15 protein-coding genes are annotated in these 13,889 nt (G+C 43.5%); 3 read left to right on the forward strand and 12 right to left on the reverse strand.

The window, feature by feature from the left end:
* Positions 1-77: 77 nt before the first annotated feature.
* Positions 78-2,069 carry a methyl-accepting chemotaxis protein TlpA gene (gene tlpA / locus NYE56_RS15745; protein WP_341284075.1) on the reverse strand — a complete coding sequence of 664 codons (1,992 nt, stop codon included), beginning with the start codon at positions 2,067-2,069 and terminating at the stop codon, positions 78-80.
* Positions 2,070-2,245: 176 nt separating this feature from the next.
* Positions 2,246-4,234, reverse strand: a complete 1,989-nt coding sequence (gene mcpB, locus NYE56_RS15750; RefSeq protein ID WP_341284076.1) for a methyl-accepting chemotaxis protein McpB — start codon at positions 4,232-4,234, stop codon at positions 2,246-2,248.
* A 157-nt stretch (positions 4,235-4,391) separates the two neighbouring features.
* On the opposite strand from mcpB, the gene NYE56_RS15755 reads away from it, so the two are divergent.
* Complete coding sequence (locus NYE56_RS15755) at positions 4,392-5,129, forward strand: protein-glutamine gamma-glutamyltransferase (RefSeq protein WP_335449407.1); 738 nt, start codon at positions 4,392-4,394, stop codon at positions 5,127-5,129.
* Positions 5,130-5,142: 13 nt separating this feature from the next.
* On the opposite strand, the gene NYE56_RS15760 is transcribed toward NYE56_RS15755, so the two are convergent.
* The 7 genes from NYE56_RS15760 to NYE56_RS15790 all read right to left on the reverse strand — a co-directional run bounded on the left by NYE56_RS15760 (position 5,143) and on the right by NYE56_RS15790 (position 10,281).
* Positions 5,143-5,397, reverse strand: a complete 255-nt coding sequence (locus NYE56_RS15760; RefSeq protein ID WP_003244393.1) for a hypothetical protein — start codon at positions 5,395-5,397, stop codon at positions 5,143-5,145.
* Positions 5,398-5,656: 259 nt separating this feature from the next.
* Positions 5,657-6,055 carry a secondary thiamine-phosphate synthase enzyme YjbQ gene (locus NYE56_RS15765; protein WP_335449411.1) on the reverse strand — a complete coding sequence of 133 codons (399 nt, stop codon included), beginning with the start codon at positions 6,053-6,055 and terminating at the stop codon, positions 5,657-5,659.
* Positions 6,015-6,149 (reverse strand): hypothetical protein, encoded by a 135-nt coding sequence (locus tag NYE56_RS15770; protein WP_249852262.1) that lies wholly within the window; start codon positions 6,147-6,149, stop codon positions 6,015-6,017. Before NYE56_RS15770 ends, NYE56_RS15765 begins: the two co-directional genes overlap by 41 nt.
* Positions 6,150-6,174: 25 nt before the next feature.
* Positions 6,175-7,839 carry a glycoside hydrolase family 13 protein gene (locus NYE56_RS15775; RefSeq protein WP_341284077.1) on the reverse strand — a complete coding sequence of 555 codons (1,665 nt, stop codon included), beginning with the start codon at positions 7,837-7,839 and terminating at the stop codon, positions 6,175-6,177.
* A gap of 126 nt (positions 7,840-7,965) precedes the next feature.
* Positions 7,966-9,255: a hemolysin family protein gene (locus tag NYE56_RS15780; protein ID WP_038828450.1), complete on the reverse strand. Its 1,290-nt coding sequence runs from the start codon at positions 9,253-9,255 to the stop codon at positions 7,966-7,968.
* Positions 9,256-9,298: 43 nt separating this feature from the next.
* Positions 9,299-9,976 carry a zinc metallopeptidase gene (locus NYE56_RS15785; RefSeq protein WP_003228889.1) on the reverse strand — a complete coding sequence of 226 codons (678 nt, stop codon included), beginning with the start codon at positions 9,974-9,976 and terminating at the stop codon, positions 9,299-9,301.
* Between the two features lie 41 nt (positions 9,977-10,017).
* Complete coding sequence (locus NYE56_RS15790) at positions 10,018-10,281, reverse strand: hypothetical protein (RefSeq protein ID WP_341284078.1); 264 nt, start codon at positions 10,279-10,281, stop codon at positions 10,018-10,020.
* 46 nt (positions 10,282-10,327) lie between these two features.
* Between NYE56_RS15790 and mstX the strand changes: the two genes are divergently transcribed.
* Both mstX and kbfO read left to right on the forward strand, forming a co-directional pair.
* Positions 10,328-10,660: a biofilm formation protein MstX gene (gene mstX / locus NYE56_RS15795; RefSeq protein ID WP_341284079.1), complete on the forward strand. Its 333-nt coding sequence runs from the start codon at positions 10,328-10,330 to the stop codon at positions 10,658-10,660.
* Entirely contained in the window at positions 10,657-11,643 is a 987-nt protein-coding gene (gene kbfO, locus NYE56_RS15800) for a potassium channel protein KbfO (RefSeq protein ID WP_015384493.1), read from the forward strand. Before mstX ends, kbfO begins: the two co-directional genes overlap by 4 nt.
* Here kbfO and NYE56_RS15805 read toward each other — a convergent pair.
* The 3 genes from NYE56_RS15805 to NYE56_RS15815 are packed head-to-tail and all read right to left on the reverse strand — an operon-like array spanning position 11,640 to position 13,887.
* Entirely contained in the window at positions 11,640-12,044 is a 405-nt protein-coding gene (locus NYE56_RS15805; protein WP_003228878.1) for a YugN-like family protein, read from the reverse strand. The genes kbfO and NYE56_RS15805 overlap by 4 nt on opposite strands.
* Positions 12,045-12,104: 60 nt before the next feature.
* Positions 12,105-12,476: a hypothetical protein gene (locus tag NYE56_RS15810; RefSeq protein WP_341284402.1), complete on the reverse strand. Its 372-nt coding sequence runs from the start codon at positions 12,474-12,476 to the stop codon at positions 12,105-12,107.
* 58 nt (positions 12,477-12,534) lie between these two features.
* Positions 12,535-13,887 carry a glucose-6-phosphate isomerase gene (locus tag NYE56_RS15815; RefSeq protein WP_341284080.1) on the reverse strand — a complete coding sequence of 451 codons (1,353 nt, stop codon included), beginning with the start codon at positions 13,885-13,887 and terminating at the stop codon, positions 12,535-12,537.
* Positions 13,888-13,889 lie beyond the last annotated feature (2 nt).

Here is a 13,889-nt window from a genome sequence, read left to right on the forward strand (position 1 = left end):
TGGGTAAATATATACAGCAAAAAAGAAGAAATTTAACAAAAGTAACTAATTTCCCATAAATAAATAGTATCTTAGACCTATTCTTTATCTACTTTAAATTGTTTTGTCAGATCACGGAGTTCTTCAGACATTCTTTCAAGCGTCAGTGCAGATGAACTAATCTCCTCCATGGATGCCAGTTGTTCCTCAGCTGAAGCGGCGATATCTTGGATGCCATCCGAGCTTTCCTTAGAAATGGCTGTGATATCATTTGAAGCTGCGGAAATTTCTTGAGCTCCCGCTGACAGCTCCTCAACCGTCGCATTCATGTTTTGCAGCTCGGAAGCAATTTGATTGGTCATTTGCGATATATGTTTGAAGCTCTGTTTAGTTTCATCCGTCATGACAAGCCCTGTTTCAACTTCTTTGTTTACGGACTGAAGCACGTTCAGTGATGTGTGAATTTCCTTTACGATTTCACTGATCAGCGATTCAATTTCTTTTGCCGAGTCAGCCGACTGTACCGCGAGCTTTCTCACTTCCTCAGCGACGACTGAAAAGCCCCGGCCGTATTCACCCGCTCTGGCCGCTTCAATGGCGGCATTTAAAGCCAAAAGATTGGTTTGATCCGCAATACCGTTGATGACAAGCAAAATATTTGTGATATCCTTTGATTTGATCTCCAGCCCTTTCACCACTTGTTCCGCTGCTTTTACGGAATGGTCAATTGTGTTCATTTGGCCGGCTGTTTTCTGGACGAGTGTCTCCCCTTTACTTGACACTTCTGTTGAATCTGCGGATGTTTCTGTAATCACTGCTGCTGCCCGCGCCAGCTCTGCCAATCCGTCATTCATTTCATTAATTTGTTCGGTTGTCGTTTCTATTTTCTCGCTTTGGCTTTCACTGCCGTTTGAAAATTGCTCGATAGCCATCGTAATGTGCTCAGTGGCTCTGCTTGTCTGGTCTGCCGATGCAGTCAGCTCTTCAGACGATGAAGCAACGTGTTCTACTGAGTCTTTGATCTCGTGAATGAGCGAGCGAAGCGAGTGTGCCATATGATTGAAGCTCTCGCTCAGAACGCCGAGTTCATCTTTTGAATTGATTTCAATCGTTTCGGTTAGATCGCCTTCACTAATTTTTTCAGCGGATGCGACAATGCGTCTCAATGGCTTTGTGATGGATCGAATCACAAAATAAATCGCCGTCATTCCAGCTCCGATAGCAATCGCCAGAACGATTGAAGCCATGATCAGAACCCTGCTTGCAGCATCGTGAATCTCGTTTGCATACATCGTGCCGCTAATTTTCCAGCCTGTTGTTTCGCTTGTTGCAAATGCCATTTTTTTCTTTTTGCCTTTGTACGGATATTCAAAGTCCCCGCTTTTATCCTTGTAGAGCTTATCAACCCAGTCCCCTTTTAGCTCTGTTCCCGCTTTTTCTCCGGAGTAGGCGATGACTTTCTTGTTTTGGCTCAAAATAAAAGCATAGCCTTCTTTTCCGATATTGATTCCTTTCGCGGTAGTGACTAAGTCATCAATTTTCATATCAATGGCGACAACGCCTGACCCATCCACCGTTTGACGGGCGATGGTGACGACCATTTTTCCTGATGAAATCGATTCATAAGGCTCAGTGACAATTGTTTTGCCTTTATTGGCCATTGCTTCTTTGTACCAATCTCGTTCCAAAGCATTAAAGTCGCTTGGCATGTCAGCGTACGGATAACGTGTGAAGTCCCCGTCTTTGCCGCTTGAAAATACCGCAGCAACATTATCATTCATTTGGATAAATTGTTTAAATTCCTGTTTCAGCTCTGTTTTCTTTTTATCCTGAAATTTTTCTGCTGTAGCCCAATCGCTGAAATATGCGAGGCTTTTTTCAGTCGTGCTGATTTTATCATCAATGATGTGATCTAATATCTGAACATTTTCCTTTGCGCTTTGCGTCATCTGTACATCAAGTGAGGCAACTGCTGATTGATAAGCGCTAACCGAAAGGGCGGTTATCGGAACAATTAAGATCAGCAGGAAAGAAATAATAAGTCTCCTTGCAATTGATGATCTGCGAATAGTGGTGAGTGTTTTTTTCATTTCCTTTTGAACCTTCTTTCAATAATTTACAAATTATATCGGCGGATCTTCCTTTAAATTACATTGAAAATGAAGGAAAAAATGAAAAATAGTTCTAAATTCACCGATTAAGCTAGGACTTTATTATTGTTTACCATATAAAAAAACAGCGCTTTGATAGCGCTGTTTTTCGGTTTTTACTCGATTTTAAATTGTTTCGTCAAATCGCGAAGCTCTTCTGCCATCTGCGCAAGAGTCGTCGCTGAGGAACTGATTTCTTCCATGGAAGCAAGCTGTTCTTCAGCTGATGCGGCAATGTCCTGGATGCTTGCCGAGCTTTCTTTCGACACGTCTGCAATGCCGCTGACTGCTGCTGAAACATGCTGTGAACGGTCTGACAGCTGCTCGACGGTGGAATTCATCGTCTGCAGCTTGCCCGCGATTTCGTTTGTCATGCTGAAAATGCTCTGGAAGCTTTCTTTTGTATTGTCTGTGACAACAAGTCCGGACTGTACTTCCTGATTGACCTCTTTAAACATGTGAAGAGAGGTGTCGATTTCTGCGACGATTTCTTGGATCAGCTTTTCGATTTCTTTCGCTGAATCGGCTGATTGGACAGCCAGCTTGCGCACTTCCTCCGCTACGACAGAGAAGCCGCGTCCTGACTCTCCGGCACGCGCCGCTTCAATGGCTGCATTTAGTGCAAGCAGATTTGTTTGGTCAGCGATTCCGTTGATGACTCTCAAAATGCTTGTGATGTCTTTTGATTTTCCTTCTAAGCCTTTGACAACAGCTTCAGCCTGCTGAACAGATTGATTAATCGAGTTCATTTGTCCGACTGTCTGCTGCACAAACTTCTCACCCGTTCCGGCGATTTCCGTTGATTGGATAGATGCCTTTGTAATATCTGACGATGTTTGTGAGACTTGCTGGAGTCCTTCATTCATTAAGTTCAGCTGATGAGAGCTGGATTCAACCTTTTCGCTTTGCTCCTCGTTTCCGTTTGAGAACTGCTCAATCGCCATCGTAATATGCTCGGTGGCTTTACTCGTCTGCCCGGCAGATGCGGTAAGCTGTTCGGAAGATGCGGCCACATTGTTCACCGAGTCCTGAATAGCGCTGATCAGAGAGCGGAGAGATTGTCCCATTTCATTGAAGCTTTCGCCAAGCTCTCCAAGCTCATCCTTTGAATGGATTTCGATCGTTTCGGTCAGATCCCCCCTGCTGATCGTTTTCGATGATTGAACAAGACGTTTTAACGGTTTTGTAATCGAACGAACGATAAACAAAATTAAAATTCCGCCTGCCACAATGGAAGCAATCAGCACAATCATTCCTGTTGTCAGCACAGACTTTGAGGCATCCTTAATTTCATCCATATACATTGTGCCGGCTATTTTCCAACCAGTCAGTTCGTTTGTAGTATAGGTCATCTTTTTATCTTCGTTATTAAGAGTATACTGGAGTTCACCGCTGTCATTCGCATACATTTTGGCTACCCAGTCGCCTGAAAGCTTTTCTCCAGCCTTATGGTTCTTGTGGGCGACATAGGTTTTGTTTTTTGTTGCAATGAAAGCATAACCTTCTTTCCCTACCTTGATTTGTTTCATTTGTTCTAACAATTTATCAATGGTAATATCCATGGCGACAACGCCAGATCCGTCCTTCAGCTCCTGTGCAATGGTAATGACCATGCTTCCGTCACTCGCAGCCACGTAAGGATCTGTCACGACAATTTCACCGCCGGTCTTCATCGCATCCTGGTACCAAGGGCGTTGTCTCGGGTCGTATCCTTCCGGCAATTTTTCTTTTGGCGCTTGTACGTAAGTGCCGTTATCTGCGCCCCCATAAATTCTGGCTACTCCTTGATTAATAGATACATATTGTGAAAATTTAGCTTTGATCTCTTCTTGATTTGATTTCCCTTTGAATGCGGATCTTTTAAGAGATTCACTGAAAAAGGTGACTGCTTTCGCTTTTTCTCCCAGATTATTTGTAACAGTTGTATTAAATGTATCGACACTGTTTTTCGCATTTCCCATAATTTCCTGATCCAGCTTCCCGCTGGCGCTTCGGTAAGAGCTAAATTCTAATATAAGAATAGGGATAATGAGAATCGCAATAAATGAGACGATTAATTTCTTTGAAATAGACGGTTTCTTCAGCCAATTGATAAAAGTCTTCATGTCACTTGCTCCTTCAGGTTTGATACAGTATATATCGGCTGCTTAAAAAAGTTTTAAAATAAAAAATGGAAGAAGTTCTTTTTGGCTGTCTTCTGCCTTTTTAACTTTCATTGCCCAAGCCCTTTGCATATCTTATAAAAAACAAGGGGGGCTAAACATGATTATTGTATCAGGACAATTGCTCCGTCCCCAGGATATTGAAAATTGGCAGATTGAGCAAAATCTGAATCCGCTGTTAAAAGAGATGATTGAGACGCCTGTTCAGTTTGATTATCATTCAATTGCTGAACTGATGTTTGAGCTTAAGCTGCGGATGAATATTGTAGCAGCGGCAAAGACGCTGCACAAAAGCGGGGCGAAGTTTGCCACTTTTTTAAAAACATACGGGAATACAACGTATTGGAGGGTTTCACCGGAGGGCGCCTTGGAGCTGAAATACAGAATGCCGCCTTCAAAAGCGATTCGTGACATTGCTGAGAACGGCCCGTTTTATGCGTTTGAATGCGCAACCGCAATCGTTATCATTTATTACTTGGCCTTAATCGATACAATCGGAGAAGATAAATTCAATGCCAGCTTTGACAGAATTATTTTATATGACTGGCATTATGAGAAATTGCCGATATATACGGAAACAGGACACCACTTTTTCCTTGGAGATTGTTTGTATTTTAAGAATCCTGAATTTGATCCGCAAAAGGCGCAATGGAGAGGCGAAAATGTGATTTTACTGGGGGAAGATAAATATTTTGCCCATGGTCTTGGAATCTTAAACGGACAGCAAATTATTGATAAGCTGAATTCTTTTAGGAAAAAAGGAGCGTTACAGTCAGCCTACCTTCTGTCTCAGGCGACCAGACTGGATGTTCCGTCTCTTTTCCGCATCGTCCGCTAAAAAGCCCCATCGCCTATTTTCCGGACGATGGGGTTTCAAATGCCTTTCGTTTTCGATAGAAGGGGGCTGTGCCGAAGTATTGGTTCGCAGCCCACTCCATTTTTTCAAGGTCATTTCTTGTCACGATTGGATCCTGGCTGCTCCATTTGATAAAGCGGACAAAATAGTAGCCTTTGATAGGAACCATTGTAACTTTTGAGTGAGGCCAGCCTTCGAATACAAACTCAATTTTCCCTCTTTTTTTATAAGAATATTGAAGAATGTTCATATCTGTCACCTCAGTTTATCAAGTTACGTTCGGCAAAGCTCGGTACGTTTACATCCATTGATTGACTATCCCTCATTCAAGGCTTTCCTTTTTTTATTTCGCATATGGATTAGCTTTTCGCTTTTCGAACATGTCGTGACTGAGATAGCCGAATGCCAAGCGCGCCTTCTTCGATAATGCGGCAGCCGGGGCGGGTGTGACAAGCCCTCCGGCTATTGGCGCTTGTTCAGCGATCATGCTTTTGTCAAAAAACAGCCTATTATCCCATTATTTTGATATAGCATGTCCGGGTGCGAGGGCCGTCAAATTCGCAGAAATAAATGCCCTGCCACGTTCCAAGAATGAGCCGGCCGTTTTCCACAATGACATGCTGTGAAGCTCCGACTGTACTCGACTTCATGTGTGCGGCTGTATTGCCCTCCATATGGCGGTCCAGCTCATGTTCCCACGGATATACCTCATCAAACCTTCTGAGCATATCTTTTTTGACGTCCGGATCAGCATTTTCATTAATTGTAATGCCCGCAGTCGTATGCGGACAGTAAATCAGCGCTGCGCCGCTCGTTATACCTGTTTCTTGAAGAAACGCTTCCACCTCCCGGGTGATATCAATCATTTCATCTCGTTTGGTTGTTTTGACTTGCAGTGTTTTCAGCATTTGTTTCTCCTTTCGTTTGTCCGCTCTCATCGCTTAATTCGTTCTGTGTTCTTTTTTTTCCTGTTAAACCGCTCTCATAAACCCGATAAAACAAAAAAACTCCAGTCTAAGGCTGGAGTTTAGCACCATAGATATATTCTTGCTTCATACGGCTTTAAGAGTACTGATGTCATATGCTTGTGCGGCTCTGTTTCATTATTTGACAAGACGAGTGCATCTGATGACAATGGCAATCCAGAGTGCTTGAACAACGCCGGTGTTCCTGTCAGATTGGCCGCAATCAGTGCAGTATGGCTCTCGTTTTTCCGAAGATATGCAAAGATTTGCTGATCTTCCGGTAAAATGAGCTCGTATGTCCCGTTAATAAAAACATCATATGTTTGGCGCTGCTTGATCAAGCTTTTGTAAAAATGGTAAACGGATGTTTTATCGTTTTTTTGCGCCTCGGCATTCAGCCATTTGTAATTCTCATTGATTCCGATCCACGGTTTGGCCTCAGAAAATCCGGCGTATGGACCAGCATTCCATTGCATCGGCGTTCGCGAATTGTCTCTTCCCTTTTTCCAGACAATCTTCATCACATCCTCGTGTGACGTGCCTTTCGCTGTTTTTGTTTCATACAGGCGTTTCATCGCGACATCATCATAGTCATCAATAGATGGAAAAGCCACGTTCGTCATCCCGAGTTCCTGTCCCTGATAAATAAACGGTGTGCCTTTCATGAGAAAATAAACAGCGGAAAGCGCTTTTGCACTTTCTTTCAGGTACACTCCGTCGTCTCCCCACAAAGAAACTGAACGGGGCTGGTCATGATTCTCCATAAACAAAGCATTCCAGCCGATCCCTTCCAGACTGTCCTGCCAGTCAGTTAAAATTCGTTTAAATGCAACGATATCAATACTTTCATTGATCTCTACATCCCACAGGCCGAGATGCTCAAATTGAAAAATCATGCTGAATATGCCGTTTTTTTCTCCAGCCCAATCAGCTGCTTCTTTTGCAGCGACGCCGTTTGCTTCACCAACTGTCATAATCGGATAGCGGGAAAATGTGTTTTCCTTCAGCTCTGTTAACAAATCCATAATGCCGTCAGCATTCATATGATAAGGAAAGGAAGGGACATAGTCCAGTCCCTTTGGATTCGGCATGTCGGGAAACCCTTCTTTTTTCTTAATATGCGTAATGGCATCCACCCGAAATCCGTCAATTCCTTTATCAAGCCACCAATTGATCATGTCATAAACGGCATTCCTCACCTGTTCATTTTCCCAATTCAAATCAGGCTGTTTTTTATCAAAAAGGTGCAGATAATACTGGCTTGTCTTTTGATCATACTCCCAAGCCGGCCCGCCGAAAATGCTTTCCCAATTGTTGGGCGCTTTTCCGTTTTTGCCGTCTTTCCAAATATACCAGTCGCGCTTTTCCGAGTGTATGGATGAACGGGATTCTATGAACCATGGATGTTCGTCGCTTGTGTGGTTCACAACGAGATCCATAATCAGCTTCATCCCCAGATCATGAATGTCACCAAGCAGTTCATCAAAATCTTCCATGGTGCCAAACTCGCTTAATATGTTTTGATAATCCCGGATATCATAGCCATTATCAGCATTCGGTGAGTCATACAGCGGGCAAATCCATATGACGTCAGCGCCCAGCTCTTTTATGTAAGAAAGCTTGGATCTGATTCCTTGAATATCCCCAATTCCGTCGCCATTTGAATCTTTAAAACTGCGGGGGTAAATTTGGTAAACAACGGCTTCCTTCCACCAAGCCTTTTTCATACAGCCACTCCTTCCCAGTGTACCGGTCTTATATATCCTATGTAGAAAAAAGGCTTCACAGCATTGCTTTTTAAGAAATGACTTGATGACACAAAAAACAGCCGTTCGTTCCCCGGCTGTTTTTTATCAAAAATCAGTTTTTTTAATTTCTACAAAACGGATGTGATGATCTTCGGCGTCGAGGATTTTAAATTCACAGCCCTCCGCGTGTATCACATCTCCTGCTTTCAGCTCCATTTTTTGCGTTAGAAGCCAGCCTGCAATCGTATCAATTTCTTCATTTTCAATCGCAATGTCGAGAAGGTCATTCACTTCGTCTATTAGCGCTTTTCCATCCATCACATAATGGTGCTCGCCCTTTTTCAGGATGTGCGGTGTTTCATCCTGATCATACTCATCGCGGATTTCCCCGACGATTTCCTCTATAATATCCTCTACAGTGACAAGCCCCGCCGTTCCCCCGTATTCATCTACGAGAATCGCCATGTGAATCCGCTCCTTCTGCATGCGGATTAAAAGCTGCTGAACAGGAATGCTTTCAATGACTCTGATAACGGGCCTCATGATTTGATTCAGCTTTATCGGCTGGCCGAGAAAATAAGCTTTAAACATATCTTTGCTGTTGATGATCCCTAAAATATGATCCTTGTCATCTTTGATGACAGGGTAGCGCGTATACCGTTCATTAATGATGTGATGAATCGCCTCTTCAAGCGACTGCTCCAGAGAGATAACCGCAATTTCTGTCCGCGGAATCATAATCTCTCTCGCTACCCGGTTGTCAAATTCAAAAATCTTATTTACATAGCGGAATTCAGACTGATTGATTTCTCCCTTTTCATAGCTTTCAGAAAGGATCAGCCTTAGTTCCTCTTCGCTGATGACAACCTCATGCTCCTTTACTGAATGAAAGCCAAACAATTTCACAAGAAAGCTTGCAGAGCCGTTTAATGCTTTAATAAACGGGTACGTGATTTTATAAAACCAGATCAGCGGCTTTGCAATCCATAAGCTTACAGCTTCAGCTTTTTGAATAGAAACCGTTTTTGGGGCAAGCTCCCCCATCACCACATGCAAAAAAGTGACGATGATAAATGCAACTACAAATGTGACAATGTGGTTAAACGGTTCCGGCATGCCTGTCATTGTAAATAAGGGATGAAGAAAACGTTCAAATGTAGGTTCACCAAGCCATCCAAGGCCGAGGGCTGTAATCGTAATCCCGAGCTGGCAGGCTGATAAATACTCGTCAAGATTGGAGATGATTTTATGTGCGGCCAGTGCTCGGCTGTCACCGCTTTCGATGAGCTGATTGATTTTTGAACCTCTGATTTTGACGATCGCAAATTCCGCTGCAACGAAAACAGCCGTAATGCCAATCAAAACAAAAATGGCGATCAATTGTAAAATAAGCAAAAAAAGCCCTTACCATAAATGGTAAGGGGCCACCTCCTTAACGTTAATTCTCATCACGACCGTTTAAGAAAATCATCACAAAACGAAGTAGTTCAAACAGGGAAACCAGGGCGGCGGCCACATACGTTAAGGCAGCAGCACTCAGCACTTTATTTACCCCATTTTCTTCATTGTTTCGGATGAATCCTTCTGACACAATAATCTGCTTCGCACGTGAACTTGCATTGAATTCGACAGGCAATGTAATCAGCTGGAAAAAGACAGCTGCTGAAAACAGTATGATGCCAAGCCCGATCAAATTCAGGCTGCCAAGAAGCATGCCTCCTAAGAAAAGCAAAGGAGCTACACCGGATGCAAAATTCACGACTGGGAAGATTTTATGTCTCAGCACAAGCGCACCATATGACTCCTGATGCTGCAAGGCATGTCCGACTTCATGGGAAGCTACGGATATGGCGGAAATTGAGCGGCCGTAATAGACCGGCTCAGATAAACGCACCACCCGTCTTGTCGGGTCGTAATGGTCTGTTAAAGTGCCTCTTACCGGTTCGACCGGCACGTCGTAAAGACCGTTTATATCTAAAATCCGTCTTGCCGTTTCTGCCCCTGTACGTCCGCTTGAGGCTTCCACTTTTGAATATTTTTCAAAGTTGCTCTTTACTTTAAATTGTGCCCAAAACGACAATCCCAATGCGGCTATTGTTAAAAATATAAACAGCATTTTTTCATCATCCTTTTTCCATGATCATTTCTCTATTACGATTATTTTAATGAGTTTTCTTTCCCGTGTACAGAAATGCGCTTTTTCTTCCGGCTTGGAGCACACAATCCAATCAGCAAAAAGAACAAACCGGCTGAAAACAAATAAAAGGTGAAGCTGCCGGCCAGCTCTTTCAGAAAATGAAGCCAAGAGAAGCTGCCGGAAAAGTGATTATAGGAATTCAAATCGAAAATAAACAAAATCACTCCAGATGCCGCCAGCTGCGTACCGATCAAAACCACGATCGTTCTTTGAAAGATCGTCATCTTTTTCATCCTTTTTGTTTTAGTTTATGGAGAAATCCGGTTTTATATGTTTTGTACATTTTTTGAAAAACATCACCGGAAGTGGGACATACTGTTAGAAAAAAGCACGGGTGTGATGGAAGCTATGAAAGTGACGAGTGAGGAAAAGGAACAGCTGAGCACAGCAATCGACCGAATGAATGAAGGACTGGACGCGTTTATCCAGCTGTATAATGAATCGGAAATTGATGAACCGCTTATTCAGCTTGATGATGATACAGCCGAGTTAATGAAGCATGCCCGAGATAAGTACGGCCAGGAAAAGCTAAATGAGAAATTAAATACAATTATTAAACAGATTTTATCCATCTCAGTATCTGAAGAAGGAGAAAAAGAATGAAATCAAATCGGATATTTATTTCATGGCTCAGGTGGCCGTTATTTATCCGAATCGGGGTTATTATTTTATGTCTGATTCTTTTGTTCGGCCAAATCATTTATATACTTGAGCCTAAGCAGTTCACTTCGGTATTCGAAGGCATTTGGTGGGCTGTCGTTACGGTTTCGACAGTCGGTTATGGAGACTATGTGCCGCACACGCCGCTGGGACAGGCAGCCGGAATACTGCTGATTTTGAGCGGAGCAAGCTTTGTCACAGCGTATTTCGCTACGTTATCAGCGGCCGCATTCAGCAGACAGCATCGCTACATCGAAGGAAAAGTTGCTTACAAAGGCCGGGACCACATCATTCTGATCGGGTGGAATGAAAAAACAAACCGGCTTTTGAAAGACCTTCAGCTTGCCGCCCCTTCCAAAACAGTCGTACTAATCGATGAATCCTTAACAGAAGGCCCGCTTATTGAAAACGTTCATTTCATACGCGGGCACGCTGCCGATGATGGGACACTGAAACGGGCCAATATTACTGAAGCGGAATCAGTGATGATTACTGCCGATCAGTATAAAAGTGAAACTGATGCTGATATGCTGTCAGTGCTGACTCTTTTATCTGTTAAAGGGCTTAATCCCCTTGCTTACTGCATCGTCGAGATTTTGACTGACCGTTTTGTCACCAATGCAGAGCGGGCAGGCGCAAACCAAATCATCGGAACTTCAGAATTTATCAGCCGGGCGATGCTGCAGCATTACCAAGTTAAGTTACGGCCGTCTAAACAGCAGAACGGAATCAAGCTGACACTTGATCAGCATGTGGAGCTTCTTGCTGTTCCTGACGAACTAAAGGGAGCGGCTTACAAAACCTGTGTTCTCTATTTCCTTGATCACAACACAACAATTATAGGCGTACAAAAAGAGGAGGGGCCGATGATTTCCCCTCCTCTTACATACAAGGTGCTCGAAACAGACCAATTCCTTGCCATCTAGTGTAACAGAACATCCTCCAATTCTTTCACGAGAGAGGCGCCGATATCCAAAAATGCCGGATCAATTTCCGCGTCCCGCCTTTCCGGTTCGGAAAATTGATTAAACAGTGATTGGAAAGGCCCTCCCTCGGCGTGATCGTCAACATCCGCCTGAAACACCTGTCTCAGCATAAACGGCGTTCCGATCCGGACGGCCGCCCCTCGTTCATCGAGACTGCCCTGCACCGCATTGACGGGAATTCTTAAAAATAAATAGCCGTCTCTATCATCAATTTTATAATCAAAGTAGCCATGATCGTATTCCCAGCCGCCGTTTATCACATAACCGAGCGGCTTCATCACTTGTTCCAGTTCTTGAAGCAGAAAAGACTGCCCATCTATCGCGGAAGGTATTGGTATCATCAGAATGCCCCTTTTTTCACTTATCCTGTCCTGCCGAACAAGACTTCATTCAGAGGCGCACTACATGGAAATCGTTGTTTCTTTCGCGCGGCCAACAAAAAAGAAAGCGCATTCAATTAAGAAGTAAACAGCCATTGCCGCTGCAAGCCATGCAGCTGAATCCCAAGACACATAAACAACCGTTGCATAGAGTCCTAATTTAGTGAAAAGAGTATGGGTTCGTTTTAAATGCAAAATCCGATGTACCGCATCGGTAAAAAGGGCAAGCGGCAAACCAATGAGAAGAAAGGCGTGGATGAAAACATGTGACAGCGTGCCGCCAAAGCTTGAAGAAAACTCTGTATAAACGGCATCAAAGGAGATAAGGAAACTTAAAATAGCTGCAGAAAAACCGGCAATGATGAGATGTTTAACCAATTGTTTCATGAACATCAGCACCTTTCTGATTTTATAAAAAGCCGACCGGCAAATGCCAGTCAGCTTTCTCACATTAATCTTCCAGACGTTTTTCAAGCTCTGCTTTTTTCTCTTCAAAGCCAGGTTTGCCGAGTAACGCAAACATATTGACTTTATACGCTTCTACACCAGGCTGGTCAAACGGATTGACGCCAAGGAGATAACCGCTCATCGCGCAGGCTTTTTCGAAGAAATATACAAGGTATCCAAAAGTATATGCATTCAGCTCAGGAATGTTAACGATTAAGTTCGGAACATTTCCGTCTGTATGGGCAAGCATCGTGCCTTGGAATGCTTTCTTGTTAACGAAATCAACAGTTTTACCGGCTAAATAGTTCAAGCCGTCAAGATCGTTATCCGCTTCCTTAATTGTCAGTTCATGTTTAGGTTTCTCTACGTTCAGGACCGTTTCGAATAAATCTCTGCGGCCTTCTTGTACATACTGGCCTAAAGAATGAAGGTCTGTTGAATAGTTCGCTGAAGAAGGATAAATGCCCTTCTCATCTTTCCCTTCGCTTTCTCCGAACAGCTGCTTCCACCATTCCGCAAAGTATTGAAGCGCCGGTTCGTAGTTGATGAGCATTTCAATTGTTTTGCCCTTATTATAAAGGACATTGCGAACAACCGCATATTGGTATGCTGGGTTATCTTCCAGTTCAGATGTTGCAAAATCTTTGCTCGCATCCAGGGCGCCTTTCATCATGTCATCAATGTTGACGCCGCTGACAGCAATCGGCAAGAGACCTACAGCTGTTAAAACTGAATAACGGCCGCCGACATCGTCAGGTATAACAAATGATTCGAAGCCTTCTTCGTTAGAAAGCGTTTTTAATGCGCCGCGCTCTTTATCAGTTGTTGCATAAATCCGCGCTTTCGCTTCTTCTTTACCGTATTTCTCTTCAAGAAGCTTGCGGAAAATACGGAAAGCGATTGCAGGTTCAGTTGTCGTACCTGATTTCGAAATGACATTAATAGAGAAGTCAACATCTTCAAGAAGATCCATAACGTCTCTCATATAAGATGAACTGATGTTGTTCCCGATAAAAATGACTTGCGGATTGCCGCGTTTTGCTTTTGGCAAAGTGTTATAAAACGCGTGATTCAGCGCTTCAATCGCTGCCCGCGCTCCAAGATAAGAACCGCCAATGCCGACAACAAGCAAGACATCAGAGTCAGATTTGATTTTTTCCGCGCTTTTTTTGATGCGCGCGAATTCTTCTTTATCATAATGTTCAGGGAGGTCCACCCAGCCTAGAAAATCGCTGCCTGCGCCTGTTTTTTCATGGATATTATGGTGTGCTGTTTTTACAAAGTCCCGCAGATATGTAAGTTCATGTTCGTTGAAGAAAGTCAACGCTTTTGAGTAGTCAAAGCGTACATGCGTCATTG

The sequence above is a fragment of the Bacillus sp. FSL R5-0603 genome (genome assembly GCF_038050295.1).
Taxonomy (GTDB): domain Bacteria; phylum Bacillota; class Bacilli; order Bacillales; family Bacillaceae; genus Bacillus; species Bacillus subtilis.